The following is a 12,232-nucleotide window of genomic DNA, read 5'->3' on the forward strand; positions in this document are numbered from 1 at the left end:
CCCGCAGGCCCGCGCGGGCCTGCGGGAAACGCCGGGTCACGATGCCGGTGCCGCAGGCGATGTCCAGCAGGTCGCGCGCGCCCGGGGGGATCAGGTCCAGCACCGCCCGTGCGGCGGCCGCGGCACGGGCTTCCCCGCCTCGTGAGGCGTCGTACCGTCCCGCTTCCTCGTCGTAGTCGAGCACACGCCTCAGTGTGCCCCGTGGCTGGGCGCCAAGTCCTCTACTCTGCGCGCCAGTTCGACGTCCTTCTCGGTGACGGCGCCGCCCGCGCTGTGCGTGTGGACGGCGACGGACACCGTGTGGTGGCCGAGGGTGAGGTCGGAGTGGTGGTCGAGTTCCTCCTGCACCCGGGCGACGTGCACGACCATCGCGGCCGCCGCGAAGTGGGAGCCGAGCCGGTAGGAACGGGTGAGCCGGTCTCCGTCGAGCGACCAGCCCGGCAGGCCGGCCAGCCGGTCCTCGATCTCCTTCGGCGACAGCGGCGCGGCGGATGCGGTGGATCCGGCGGGTTCGGCGGGCATGGGCTGTGCTCCTCCTCTGTCCCCCGTGGTGGTGGCCGGGGCCCCTCTCCGCCCAGACTGCCACAGGAGGTGCCGCCGGGCCCTGAGCGGGAAGCCGGGAGGGGGCGTGCCCCGGGTGCCCGGAGCGGGGGCGCCCGGCCGTCACTCGTGAGAGGGTCGACCGGGCATGGCAGACTGATCGTGTGTCCGGGGGCGTTGGGGAGACGTGGCGTGAGTGAACGGCGGGCCGCACCCACGGTGGGCCAAGTGGTGCTCGGCAGGCGGCTGCGGGAACTGAGGGAGACGGCGGGCCTCACCCGGGAGGAGGCCGCCCGGGTCCTGCGGGTGGCTCCCGCGACCGTCCGGCGGATGGAGACGGCCGAGGTCGCGCTGAAGATCCCGTACATTCAGATCCTGCTGACGGCGTACGGGGTGCCCCAGGGCGAGGCGGCCACCTTCATCGGCCTCGCGGAGGACGCGAACCGCCCGGGCTGGTGGCAGCGGTTCCACGACGTGCTGCCCGACTGGTTCAGCCTGTACGTGAGCCTCGAGGGCGCCGCTCGGGTCATCCGGTCCTACGAGCCGCACTTCGTGCCGGGGCTGCTGCAGACGGAGGACTACGCGCGTGCCGTCCTGGAGGCCGGGACGATCGGGAACCAGACGCCGGAGGCCGTCGAACGGCACGTGTCCCTGCGGCTGGAGCGGCAGCGGCTCCTGGAGCGCCGGGACCCTCCCCACCTGTGGGTGATCGTGGAGGAGACGGTCCTGCGGCGCCCCGTGGCCCGGGACGGTCGGGTGATGCGCGAGCAGTTCGACAAGTTGCTGGAGTGGTCCGAACGGGACCGGGTCACGCTCCAGGTGACCGAGTTCGCCGACGGCCCGCACCCGGGGACGTACGCGCCCTTCTCGCTGTTCCGGTTCGCCGAGCCCGAGCTGCCCGACATGGTGTTCACCGAGTACCTGACCGGCGCCCTGTACCTGGACTCCCGCAAGGAGGTCTCGGTGCACCTGGAGGTGCTGGACCACATGACGACGCGGGCCGCCTCCCCCGAGGACACGCAGAAGCTGCTGCGGAAGTTCCGGGACGACTACTGAGGGCCGCCGCGGTCCTGCCCGCGGTCCCCGTCCCGTCCGTCGCCCTCGTCGTCGACGATCTCCGCGTCGACGACGCCTTCCTCCTGCGGTGAGGTGTGCTGCCCGGCGTCGCCGGTGGACTCCGGTCCGGCCTGGGCGTACATCGCCTGGCCCATCCGCTGGCTGACGGTGGCGAGCTTGTCGACGCCGGCGCGCAGGGCGGCGGTGTCGGCGGACTGCTCCAGCAGGGACTTCAGCGCGGCGACGGCCTCCTCCACCTCGGACCTGGTGTCGGCGGGGATCCGCTCCTCGTTGTCCCGGACGAACTTCTCCGTCTGGTAGACGAGCTGTTCGGCCTGGTTGCGGGTCTCGGCGGCCTCCCTGCGCTTGCGGTCCTCGTCGGCGTACTGTTCGGCCTCGCGCATCATGCGGTCGATGTCGTCCTTGGGCAGCGCCGAGCCGCCGGTGACGGTCATCTTCTGTTCCCTGCCGGTGGCGAGGTCCTTGGCGGAGACGTGCATGATGCCGTTGGCGTCGATGTCGAAGGCCACCTCGATCTGCGGGACGCCGCGCGGGGCCGGGGGCAGACCGGTCAGGTCGAAGACGCCGAGCTTCTTGTTGTACGCCGCGATCTCGCGTTCGCCCTGGTAGACCTGGATGCCGACCGAGGGCTGGTTGTCGACGGCGGTGGTGAAGGTCTCCGAGCGCCGGGTGGGAATGGTCGTGTTGCGTTCGATCAGCTTGGTCATGATGCCGCCCTTGGTCTCGATGCCGAGGGACAGCGGGGTGACGTCGAGGAGCAGCACGTCCTTCACGTCGCCGCGGATGACGCCCGCCTGGAGGGCCGCTCCGACGGCGACGACCTCGTCCGGGTTGACGCCCTTGTGCGGGTCCTTGCCGGTGAGTTCGCGGACCAGGTCGGTGACGGCGGGCATGCGGGTGGAGCCGCCGACGAGGATGACGTGGTCGATCGCGGAGAGTTTCACCCCGGCGTCCTTCACCGCCTGGTGGAAGGGCGTCTTGCAGCGCTCCAGCAGGTCGGCGGTGAGTTCCTGGAACTGGGCCCGGGTGAGCTTCTCGTCCAGGTGCAGCGGGCCTTCGGCGGAGGCGGTGATGTAGGGCAGGTTGATGGTGGTCTCGGAGGAGGAGGACAGCTCGATCTTGGCCTTCTCGGCGGCCTCCCGCAGCCGCTGCACGGCCATCTTGTCCCGCGTCAGGTCGATGCCGTACCGGTTCTGGAAGCTCCGGGCGAGGTGGTCGAGGAGCCTCTGGTCCCAGTCGTCGCCGCCGAGCCGGGTGTCGCCGTTGGTGGCCTTGACCTCGATGACGCCGTCCCCCATCTCCAGGAGCGACACGTCGAAGGTTCCGCCGCCCAGGTCGAAGACGAGGACGGTCTGCTCGCTCTCCTTGTCCAGGCCGTACGCGAGGGCCGCCGCCGTGGGCTCGTTGATGATCCGCAGGACCTTCAGCCCGGCGATCTCACCGGCCTCCTTGGTGGCCTGGCGCTGGGCGTCGTCGAAGTACGCCGGTACGGTGATCACGGCGTCGGTGACGTCCTCGCCGAGGTAGGCCTCGGCGTCCCGCTTCAGCTTCTGCAGCACCCGGGCGGACAGTTCCTGCGCCCGGTAGCGGGTGCCGTCCACGGAGCCCTGCTCCGGGAAGTGCCACTGTCCGTCGCCCATGTGGCGCTTGACCGACCGGGCGGTGCGGTCGACGTTCGTCACCGCCTGCCGCTTGGCGACCTCGCCGACGAGCACCTCCCCGTTCTTGGCGAAGGCCACGACGGAAGGGGTGGTCCTGGCGCCCTCCGCGTTGGCGACGACCGTGGACTCACCGCCCTCCAGCACGGCCACCACCGAGTTCGTGGTCCCCAGGTCGATCCCGACCGCACGTCCCATCTCACCGTCCCCTTCCGTCAGGGCACACCTCTCCGGCCTTCCGGACTTCCAGCACAAAACTTGAGTGCGCCGTTGTCAATAGTGTGCCCGGATGGTTCGTCCCTCACCTCTCAGGCGCCCCCGGCGCGCAGGTGCACGGCGCGCCGGGGGCGGTCGGTGATCAGGACGTCCACGCGCCGGTCGGCGAGGAAGCCGCGCATCGGGGCGTCGTCGTTGACCGTCCACACCATGGTGAACAGTCCGTTGCGGGCCGCCTCGCGCAGTGCCCCGCCGCGGGCGAGGCGCTGGTGCGCCGCGATCCCGTGGGCCCCGCAGGCGCGGACCCGCCGCATGGGCAGCAGTTCGCTCAGCCGGGTGCGCGCCAGCCGCGCCGGGGGCATCCCGATGCCGTCCCGGCCCAGGGAGAGCACGGTGCGCACGCCGGGGAAGGCCGCGGTGATCGCGGCGACGGAGCGGTCCTCCAGGCTGGTGGCGACGAAGCCGTCCCGGCCGAGCAGGGCGACCGCGCGGTCGATCAGCTCCCGCTCGTGACCGGTCTCCTTCAGGTCGAGGTGCCCGGCGAGCCTCCCGGCGATCAGCTCCATGACGTCGTCCACGACGGGCACGGGGTAGCCGGCGCGCTCGCAGAGCTCGGCGTGGGTGAGCGCGGCCAGCGGGGGGCCGGTGCGTCCCGCACGGGCGTCGTGGTGGACGACGAAGACTCCGTCGGCCGTGCGCCGCACGTCGAACTCGACGTACTCCGCGCCGGAGCGCAGGGCGTCCTCGTAGGCCTCGCGGGTCGCGGGCGCGGCGCGTTCGGAACCTCCCCGGTGCGCGGAGACGGCGGGCCGTGACGTCATGCGGGGCGGCTCCCTGGGGCCGGGGTCGTCGAGACCGGGATCGTGGGGCGCGGGAGGACGCGGACGCGGCGCAGGCCGCCCCCTGCGGAGCGGCCTGCGGGTGTCCTTCGGGTACGGCGGACGGGTCAGGAGAGCTTCGCCGTCAGGGTGATCTCGGTGCCCTTCAGCGCCTGGCTGACCGGACAGTTGACCTTGGCGTCCTCGGCCGCGGCCTGGAAGGCCGCCTCGTCCAGGCCGGGGACGGTGGCCTCGACGGTGAGGTGGATGCCGGTGATGCCCTCGCCGGGCACGAGGGTGACGTCGGCGGAGGTCACCAGGCGGGTCGGCGGGTTGCCGGCCTTGTCGAGGATGTTGGAGAAGGCCATCGAGTAGCAGCTGGAGTGCGCGGCGGCGATCAGCTCCTCGGGGCTGGTCCTGCCGTTCGCCTCCTCGGCGCGCGAGGCCCAGGTGACCGGCTGCTCGCCGATGCTGCCGGAGGAGTCGAACGTGACGACCCCGCTGCCCTTGATGAGGTTGCCTTCCCAGACGGTGTGTGCGGAGCGCGTGGCTGCCATGACGCATCCTTTCGAAGAAGTCCGGCCGGGTGCCCGGCCGGGGCCGGTCGGGAGTCCCGGGTCACCGGGTTCCCGGCCCTATCCGATCACACTACGGCGCGGCGCGGCCGCAGGAGCGGCGCCCCTCGCGGTGGGGCGGGCGGCGCGCCGCCGGCCGGGGACGTCCGCCCTCCCCGGGACGGTCCGGTGGTGATGCGGTGCGGCGGGAGTACGCCGGGCGTCAGGACGCGGTGGACCCGTCCTCGGCCGCCGGGCGCCGGGCGCCGGTGCTGATGGTGCCGGGCGGCGCGGGCACGGTTTCCGCACGACGGCTCGCGCCGTTCCCGCCGTCCATGGGTGGCAGGCGTGCGGAGAAGCACCTCGACCTGTCCTGCCGGTACTTCGCCCCCTGACCTCGCCGCAGCGGCGCATCGCGCGGGTGATCGGCCGGGCGCGCCCTAGGGACTGTCGTCAAAGTGATCTTGACTAGTGGATCATGGTCGGGTGATACGTCGCCACGAGCTGTCCGATGCCGAGTGGGATCTGCTGCGGCTCTTGCTGCCGACGTCCTCGACGGGGCGGCCCCGGTTGAACGACCGCACGGTCCTGAACGGCATCGTGTGGAAGTTCCGTACCGGGGTGGCCTGGCGGGACGTGCCCGAGCGGTACGGGTCGTGGGCCACCCTGCACACTCGCTTCCGCCGCTGGGCCAAGGACGGCACCTTCGAGCAGATGCTGCAGGCCGCGCAGACCAAGGCAGACGCGACCGGCGACATCGACTGGCTCACCTCGGTCGACTCCACCATCGTCCGCGCGCACCAGCACGCCGCCGGGGCCCGAAAAAGGGGATCCGCAACCGGGCGCTCGGCCGCTCGCGTGGCGGGCTGACCAGCAAGCTCCACTTGGCGGTCGACGGACTCGGCCGCCCGCTCGCCCTGGTCCTCACTGGCGGGAATACCAACGACTGCACCCAGTTCACTACCCTGCTCGGCGCGATCCGGGTGCCGCGGCTGGACGCCGGTCGTCCCCGGACCCGGCCGTCGCACGTCATCGGCGACAAGGGCTACAGCTCGAAGGCGATCCGCACCTGGCTGCGGCAGCGCAACGTCGCCCACACCATTCCCGAGCGCGCGGACCAGATCACCAACCGACTTCGGCGTGGCCGTTCCGGCGGCCGGCCGCCGTCGTTCGACAAGCAGCTCTACAAGCGCCGCAACGTCGTCGAACGATGCTTCAACAGGCTGAAGCAATGGCGCGGCATCGCAACGCGATACGACAAAACGGCCGAGTGCTACCAGGCAGCCGTCACCCTCGCCTCACTCCTCATGTGGGTGTGATCTTTGACGCCGGTCCCTAACCGACCAGGCGGCGGCGCCAGTCCAGGGGGGTGACGGTGATGGCCCGGCCGGGGTCATAGTCCCACTCGGCGCGGAGGCCGACTGCTTCGAGGGCAGCCACGACCTCGTGGCCGATGACTGCAGTGGTCTCGGACGAGCCGTCGAAGCCGCCGTAGAGGAGCATCAGTCCGTGGCCGGCCGCGGCGGAGTCCGTGCACTGGGTGTGGAAGTAGACGAAGCCGCGGGCGTTGGGCCCGCCTTCTCCACCGATCTCGGACTGGCCGCAGCTACGGCAACAGGTGAAGTTCTCGCGGGCGGTGATGCCGGCCTCCTGCAGGACGGTGAACGCGCGGGTGAGCCGCTCAGGGTCGGTCTCGCCCTGCCACTCGGCCTGCTCCCCGACTCGCTCCAGCCACAGCCGGTCTGCCAGCGTCTCCGCCTGCTCGCGCGACACGGGTCGGCGGTCCTTGGTGACCAGGTACTCCTCAGCAAGCTCGGCCAGTTCGGCGCGGGAGGCATAGCCGCCGACCAGCACCTCGCGGATGCGCTTCTCCAACTCCGCGCGCTCGTCTTCGTCCAGGTCAAGCGGCGGCACCTCGCGGGCGGGGCCCATGTCCAGCAGCGACCAAGCCAAACCACTGTGCCATCCGGCCTCCTGGCGAGCCCAGCCGGTCATCGCGGCAATCACGACCTCGGGACCGTCGGCCATCGCCTGGAAGTGCCGGTCAGCGGCACCGTCGCGGTACTCCAACGTGTAGTCACCACCGGCCTTGTGCCAGACCTGGGCGAAGACATCGGGCAGGTCGGGTATCCGCTGGATCACCAGGAACCGGTCACCGTCACCACCGATTCGCCGGACCAATCCAGCCAGCTCCTCGGCGGACACACGGACGTGCCGCTCCCAGTCCTCCGTCTTCACCACGATCTCGAGCATGCGCAGACTCTGACACACCCCTCTGACTGCAGACATCCCGGGACCCGCGGCAAAACTGCTGCTACGACGGCTAGACAAGCCCTGATCCTGGGTGGTCACTTGGTCGAGGTTTGACGACAGTCCCTAGGCGGCCCGTTCCCGGCCCGGGTCGGCCGGCAGGCGCGAGCCGTCCGACTCCTCCAGCCAGCGGCGCAGCACGTGGTGTACTTGCTCGGCGCCGGCGAGCTCCTCCCCGTCGACGACCGGCGCGGACAGGGCGACCGGGGACAGCAGGAAGGCGCGGGACTGGGCGCCGCCGAGGCCGCCGTGCGAGCCGATCTGCTCCTCGAAGGCGAGCACCTCGCCGTCGGCGGGGTCGTGGAAGGAGTTGACCATGATGTCGGCGGTGTGCGGGAAGGAGTGGGTGCGGCGTACCGCGTCGGCGGCGCCCGGTCCGAACGCGGCGAGCGGTCCGGGGGTGTCGTCGAGTGCGTCCAGGGGGACCTCCGCGCCGTGCGCGCCGAGCACGACCCCGCCGTGCCGTTCGCTGCCGACGAGCAGGAAGCCGACGCCGGGGTGGTTGGCGAGGGTCGGCAGCAGGGCGGGGTGGCGGGCGTCGATCTCCTCCTTGGTCATCCGGTGCGGCACGTCCGGGAAGGAGATCAGGCCGAGGTTGCCGGAGGCGAGGACGACGGGTTCGGAGGCCCGCGTGGGGCGGTGCTGCTCGGTGCCCTCCTCGACCGGGCGGCGCAGCGCCGCCCGGACCGCCGCGCGGGCCTCGGCGCCGCTGTGGGTGCGCCGGGCGCGGCGCGGCACGGGCAGTCCGCAGCCGGCCCGCACCAGGTCGCCGAGGGGGAGGCCGTAGCGGGAGCGGAAGGTCTCGCCGTGGCTCTGGCCGTGGTCGGAGAGCACCACGATCCGGTACGGGCGCGGGGCGTGCGTGGCGACGTGCTCGATCAGGGCGAGGGAGCGGTCGAGGCGTCGCAGGACCTTCTCGGCGTCCCGGCTCATGGGGCCGGAGTGGTGGGCCACCTCGTCGTAGGCGACCAGGTCGGCGTAGACGCAGGTGCGGCCGGCGAGCAGGTCGCCCATGACGGCGGAGACGACCACGTCCCGTTCGACGACGGTCGCGAAGGCCCGGATGAAGGGGTAGAGGCCGCCGCGGGAGACGCGCGGGAGCTGCTTCGTCCACCGGGCGCGGGTGGACTGGCCGATCTCGCGGACCACCTCGGCGGCGAAGGACAGGGCGGTGCGCACGGCGTTGGCCGGGTCGGAGAAGTAGGCGAAGTAGCCGGACCGGGAGCGGGTCTCGCGGCTGCGGCGGCGGGCGGCTATGGACAGCACCAGGGCCTGTTCGTCGGCGCCGCCGCTGAACAGGTTGCCGCGGCTGGCTCCGTCGTCGGCGAGCAGTCCGGGGTGTCCGGAGTACCGGACGGCGCGCCGCTGGAGTTCCACCGCGCTGCTGGGGCGGTTGCAGACCATCACCTCCTGGCGGTCCTTCTCGTACCAGCGGAAGGCGGGGACGTCGTGGTTGCTGCCGTGCAGGATGCCGAGCTGGCTGGCGCCGGTCTGGCTGGACCAGTCGGTGCGCCAGGGGGTCAGCCGGTGGGAGTGGGGGAGGCCGGGGTCGCCGGTGCCGAGCCAGTGGGCGACGGTCGGCATCAGACCCCGGTCGACCGCGTGCAGCAGGACGTCGTGGCCGACCCCGTCCAGTTGCAGGAAGACGGTGCCGGGGGTGGTCGGGACGGGCGGTGTGGAGCGCCGGCGGCGGTCGGCGAGGCGGTAGAGGCGGCGGCGGTAGGCGGCGTCGTCGCGCACGGCGAGGGCGGCCCCGGTGGCGGAGGCGACGGCGGACATCACGGCGGCGACCACGATCGCGGTCTCCCAGGCCGCGGTGCCGCGCTCGATCGGGTTGAGCCGCAGCGCCACCAGCAGGAGCGCGCCGTTGAGGAAGAACACCAGCAGGCCGAGGACGAGCGCCGGCACGAGCAGCAGCAGCCGTACCAGCAGCGGCCACACCAGCGCCGACAGCAGGCCGAAGGCGCCGGCGCCGAGCGCCGCGGTGACCGCGATGTCGGTGGCACTGTCGCCGTCGGCGGAGCGCAGCCGGAAGTCGGGGAGGATGCCGGCGAGCACCAGCATGGTGAGGGTGGCGACCGCCCACACCGTGACGCTCCGCCCGATCTGGCTGGCGATCCGTCGCCACCGCACGCCGCTCACGCCCAGTTCACCTCACGTCCCGGCCCGTTGCCGCCAGGGCGGCCTGCGAACCGGCCCCTGTCCGTGCCCCACACCCTGCCACAACGTCCGGACGTACCGTTTCGTCCCCCGGGAACCGAGGGGCGGGAACCGAGGGGGAAGAGTGTGCGACCGGGGCCGGACGGGCCTCAGCGGCCGTCGTAGCCCGCGGTCGGCATGGACAGGCGGCGGTGCACCCGGGCCTTCATCGCGGCGTCGTACGCCGGTTCGGCCCGGCCGACGATCTCCACGCGCACCCCGCGCCGCGCGCACTCGGCGGTGAACTCCTCGACGCAGGACAGGGCGCTCTCCAGCACCCGGCGGCTGGGGGCCACGAACAGGTCGGAGCCGGGCCGTACGCCGTCCCACAGCACGCTGTGGTCGGGGCTGAGGCCGCGCACCAGCAGCTCCCGGGTCACCACGTACCCGCGTTCGGCGGCCCACCGGGCGCACATGGCGTACTGGCTGCGGGAGTCCACCAGGAAGGGATCGTCGTCCAGTTCCTCCAGCGGCGTCAGACTCGCGATCGCGATCACCCGCACCGGCCCCATGGCGCCCCCTCACCTCCGGACTTCGCCGCCGACCCTACTCCTGCGCGTAGGCTTCGGGGAGTCGTGGAAGGAGGCGCAGAGGTGCCGGTGGAGATCACCTGGTGGGGGCACGCCACCTGCACGGTCGAGGACACGCGCACACGCGTGATCACCGATCCCCTGTTCGCCCGCCGGTTCGCGCACCTGCGGCGCCGGCGCGGCGCCCTGCCGCCGCCGGAGGCCCGGAACGCGGACGTGGCCCTGGTCTCCCATCTGCACGCCGACCATCTGCACGTGCCCTCCCTGGCCCTGCTCGCCCCGGGCACGCACCTGCTCGTGCCCCGGGGCGCACGCCGTGCGGTGCCGGCGCTGCGCCGGCTCGCGCATCTCCGGGTGAGCGAGGTGGCGCCCGGTGACGTGCTGACGGCCGGCGGTCTGGCGGTCCGGGTGGTGCCCGCCCGGCACGACGGGCGGCGGCTGCCGCTCGGGCGGCACCGCTCCCCCGCCCTCGGCTACGTCCTGGAGGGCGAGGCGCGCACGTACTTCGCCGGTGACACCGGACTGTTCGACACGATGGCCGAGGAGGTCGGCCCGGTCGACGTGGCGCTGCTGCCGGTGGGCGGCTGGGGCCCGTACCTCGGGGAGGAGCACCTGGACGCGGCGCGCGCGGCCGAGGCGCTGGCCCGGCTGGGGGCGCGCAGCGCGGTGCCGGTGCACTACGGCACGTACTGGCCGATCGGCCTGGACGCGGTGCGCCCGCACGAGTTCCACTCGCCGGGTGACGAGTTCGTGCGGCGGGCGGCCCAGCGGGCGCCCGGGGTGCCGGTGCACCGGCTGGGGCACGGGGAGAGCGTGCGCCTGGGGGTTCCCCGGTGATCCTGCCCGTCGCCCTGGTGCAGACGGCCGGTGTGCCCCCGCTCGCCCTCTCCACCGTGTCCGCCGTGGTCTCGGGGGTGGCCGTGCCGTTGACGGTGGTCCCGGACACCACCCAGCAGGCGATCGGTTACCCCTCGCTGTTCCTGCTGGTGCTGATCGGGGCGCTGGTGCCGGTGGTGCCGACCGGGGCGCTGGTCAGTTCGGCGGCGGTGGTCGCCTTCCACCGGACCGCGCCGGTCTCGATGGCGCTGGTGTTCGCGACGGCGGCGCTGGCCGCGTTCCTCGGGGACGTGGCGCTGTACTGGCTGGGACGGCGCGGGATGCGGTCGCGGAACGGCTCGCGCTGGCTGGAGGCGATCCGGGCGCGGGCGCCGGAGGACCGGCTGGCGCAGGCGCAGGGGAAACTCGCCGACCACGACGTGACGGTGCTGGTGCTGTCCCGGCTGGTGCCGGCGGGGCGCCTTCCGGTGATGCTCGCCTGTCTGATCGCCGAGTGGCCGGTCCGCCGCTTCGTCCGCGGCAACCTGCCGGCCTGTCTGGCCTGGGCGGCGACGTACCAGTTGATCGGTGTCCTCGGCGGTTCGCTGTTCGACGAGCCCTGGCAGGGGGTGCTCGCGGCGATCGTGCTGACCGTCCTGATCAGCGTGGCCCCGGGCGTCTGGCGCCACCTGCGGGGGCCGGCGGCGTCGTGAGCCGCCGGCCGCCCCCGGCCGTTCCCGGCCGACGGGCCGGCCGGGGCGTCGTGGCGGTCAGTCCAGGACGCGGGAGCCGCCGACCGGCAGGTCCCAGAGGTGCTCGCGGGGCAGGCCCGCCCGTTCCCAGGCGGCGCGGACGCGGGTGAGGGGTTCCAGCACCGGTTCGGCGGAGAGGACGAACGTCGCCCAGTGCATGGGTGCCATCCGGCGCGCGCCGAGGTCCCGGGCGGCGCGGACCGCCTCCTCCGGGTCGCAGTGGACGTCCCTGAGCCACCAGCGCGGCTCGTAGGCGCCGATGGGCAGCAGCGCGAGGTCGATGCCGGGGTGGCGGCGGCCGATCCGGGAGAACCAGTGGCCGTAGCCGGTGTCGCCGGCGAAGTAGACGCTCCGTCCGTCGGGACCGGTGAGCACCCAGCCGCCCCACAGCGAACGGCACGTGTCGGTCAGGGTGCGCTTGGACCAGTGGTGGGCGGGGACGAAGTCGAAGCGGACGCCCTTCAGTTCGGCGGCCTCCCACCAGTCCAGCTCGGTGACGCGGGTGAACCGGCGGCGGTGGAACCAGCCGGCGAGCCCGGCCGGCACGAACACCGGGGTGTCGCGCGGGAGCCGTCGCAGGGTGGGGGCGTCGAGGTGGTCGTAGTGGTTGTGGCTGATGACGACCGCGTCGACGCGGGGCAGGGCCTCCCAGGCGACGCCGACGGGGGTGATGCGGGCGGGGGTGCCGAGGATGCGGCGGGACCAGACGGGGTCGGTGAGCACGGTGAGTCCGCCGATCCGCACCACCCAGCTGGCGTGCCC

At 72.9% G+C, this 12,232-nt stretch carries 12 protein-coding genes and 2 pseudogenes; 5 read left to right on the forward strand and 9 right to left on the reverse strand.

Features of this window, described 5'->3' with window-relative positions:
• A pseudogene (locus AOK18_RS25430) lies at nucleotides 1-184 on the reverse strand (SAM-dependent methyltransferase); the annotation flags it as partial.
• A gap of 5 nt (nucleotides 185-189) precedes the next feature.
• Nucleotides 190-522 carry a 4a-hydroxytetrahydrobiopterin dehydratase gene (locus AOK18_RS25435; protein ID WP_055695845.1) on the reverse strand — a complete coding sequence of 111 codons (333 nt, stop codon included), beginning with the start codon at nucleotides 520-522 and terminating at the stop codon, nucleotides 190-192.
• 210 nt (nucleotides 523-732) lie between these two features.
• Between AOK18_RS25435 and AOK18_RS25440 the strand changes: the two genes are divergently transcribed.
• Nucleotides 733-1,596: a helix-turn-helix domain-containing protein gene (locus AOK18_RS25440; protein ID WP_055573972.1), complete on the forward strand. Its 864-nt coding sequence runs from the start codon at nucleotides 733-735 to the stop codon at nucleotides 1,594-1,596.
• Here the strand turns inward: AOK18_RS25440 and dnaK are convergent.
• The 3 genes from dnaK to AOK18_RS25455 form a co-directional block, all read right to left on the reverse strand.
• Nucleotides 1,590-3,473, reverse strand: a complete 1,884-nt coding sequence (dnaK, locus tag AOK18_RS25445; RefSeq protein ID WP_055695846.1) for a molecular chaperone DnaK — start codon at nucleotides 3,471-3,473, stop codon at nucleotides 1,590-1,592. The genes AOK18_RS25440 and dnaK overlap by 7 nt on opposite strands.
• A gap of 110 nt (nucleotides 3,474-3,583) precedes the next feature.
• Nucleotides 3,584-4,312, reverse strand: a complete 729-nt coding sequence (locus AOK18_RS25450; RefSeq protein ID WP_055695847.1) for a glycerophosphodiester phosphodiesterase family protein — start codon at nucleotides 4,310-4,312, stop codon at nucleotides 3,584-3,586.
• A 125-nt stretch (nucleotides 4,313-4,437) separates the two neighbouring features.
• Nucleotides 4,438-4,866, reverse strand: a complete 429-nt coding sequence (locus tag AOK18_RS25455) for an OsmC family peroxiredoxin (RefSeq protein ID WP_055573975.1) — start codon at nucleotides 4,864-4,866, stop codon at nucleotides 4,438-4,440.
• Between the two features lie 197 nt (nucleotides 4,867-5,063).
• On the opposite strand from AOK18_RS25455, the gene AOK18_RS25460 reads away from it, so the two are divergent.
• Nucleotides 5,064-5,258 (forward strand): hypothetical protein, encoded by a 195-nt coding sequence (locus tag AOK18_RS25460; RefSeq protein WP_055695848.1) that lies wholly within the window; start codon nucleotides 5,064-5,066, stop codon nucleotides 5,256-5,258.
• Nucleotides 5,259-5,349: 91 nt separating this feature from the next.
• Nucleotides 5,350-6,182, forward strand: a pseudogene (locus tag AOK18_RS31390) (IS5 family transposase).
• A 16-nt stretch (nucleotides 6,183-6,198) separates the two neighbouring features.
• On the opposite strand, the gene AOK18_RS25475 reads toward AOK18_RS31390, so the two are convergent.
• The 3 genes from AOK18_RS25475 to AOK18_RS25485 form a co-directional block, all read right to left on the reverse strand.
• Nucleotides 6,199-7,116, reverse strand: coding sequence for a DUF6891 domain-containing protein (locus AOK18_RS25475; protein ID WP_055695851.1), 918 nt, complete (start codon nucleotides 7,114-7,116; stop codon nucleotides 6,199-6,201).
• A gap of 123 nt (nucleotides 7,117-7,239) precedes the next feature.
• Nucleotides 7,240-9,315, reverse strand: a complete 2,076-nt coding sequence (locus tag AOK18_RS25480) for a phage holin family protein (protein WP_055695852.1) — start codon at nucleotides 9,313-9,315, stop codon at nucleotides 7,240-7,242.
• A 167-nt stretch (nucleotides 9,316-9,482) separates the two neighbouring features.
• The gene (locus AOK18_RS25485) at nucleotides 9,483-9,884 is read right to left on the reverse strand and encodes a hypothetical protein (protein WP_055695853.1); all 402 of its coding nucleotides are present in this window, start codon (nucleotides 9,882-9,884) and stop codon (nucleotides 9,483-9,485) included.
• 81 nt (nucleotides 9,885-9,965) lie between these two features.
• Between AOK18_RS25485 and AOK18_RS25490 the strand changes: the two genes are divergently transcribed.
• Together AOK18_RS25490 and AOK18_RS25495 are read left to right on the forward strand one after the other, a co-directional pair.
• The gene (locus AOK18_RS25490) at nucleotides 9,966-10,739 is read left to right on the forward strand and encodes an MBL fold metallo-hydrolase (protein ID WP_055695854.1); all 774 of its coding nucleotides are present in this window, start codon (nucleotides 9,966-9,968) and stop codon (nucleotides 10,737-10,739) included.
• A gap of 65 nt (nucleotides 10,740-10,804) precedes the next feature.
• Entirely contained in the window at nucleotides 10,805-11,431 is a 627-nt protein-coding gene (locus AOK18_RS25495) for a DedA family protein (protein ID WP_167738742.1), read from the forward strand.
• Between the two features lie 57 nt (nucleotides 11,432-11,488).
• On the opposite strand, the gene AOK18_RS25500 is transcribed toward AOK18_RS25495, so the two are convergent.
• A partial coding sequence (locus AOK18_RS25500; protein WP_055695855.1) for an MBL fold metallo-hydrolase occupies nucleotides 11,489-12,232 on the reverse strand: 744 nt, incomplete at its 5' end.

This window comes from Streptomyces prasinopilosus (genome assembly GCF_001419695.1).
Taxonomy (GTDB): domain Bacteria; phylum Actinomycetota; class Actinomycetes; order Streptomycetales; family Streptomycetaceae; genus Streptomyces; species Streptomyces prasinopilosus.

What these genes read in the sequence shown, in the direction of transcription:
- AOK18_RS25485 (WP_055695853.1), bottom strand. Translation starts at nt 9,884, where the DNA reads ATGGGGCCGGTGCGGGTGATCGCGATCGCGAGTCTGACGCCGCTGGAG.
- AOK18_RS25450 (WP_055695847.1), bottom strand. Translation starts at nt 4,312, where the DNA reads ATGACGTCACGGCCCGCCGTCTCCGCGCACCGGGGAGGTTCCGAACGC.
- dnaK (WP_055695846.1), bottom strand. Translation starts at nt 3,473, where the DNA reads ATGGGACGTGCGGTCGGGATCGACCTGGGGACCACGAACTCGGTGGTG.
- AOK18_RS25475 (WP_055695851.1), bottom strand. Translation starts at nt 7,116, where the DNA reads ATGCTCGAGATCGTGGTGAAGACGGAGGACTGGGAGCGGCACGTCCGT.
- AOK18_RS25435 (WP_055695845.1), bottom strand. Translation starts at nt 522, where the DNA reads ATGCCCGCCGAACCCGCCGGATCCACCGCATCCGCCGCGCCGCTGTCG.
- AOK18_RS25455 (WP_055573975.1), bottom strand. Translation starts at nt 4,866, where the DNA reads ATGGCAGCCACGCGCTCCGCACACACCGTCTGGGAAGGCAACCTCATC.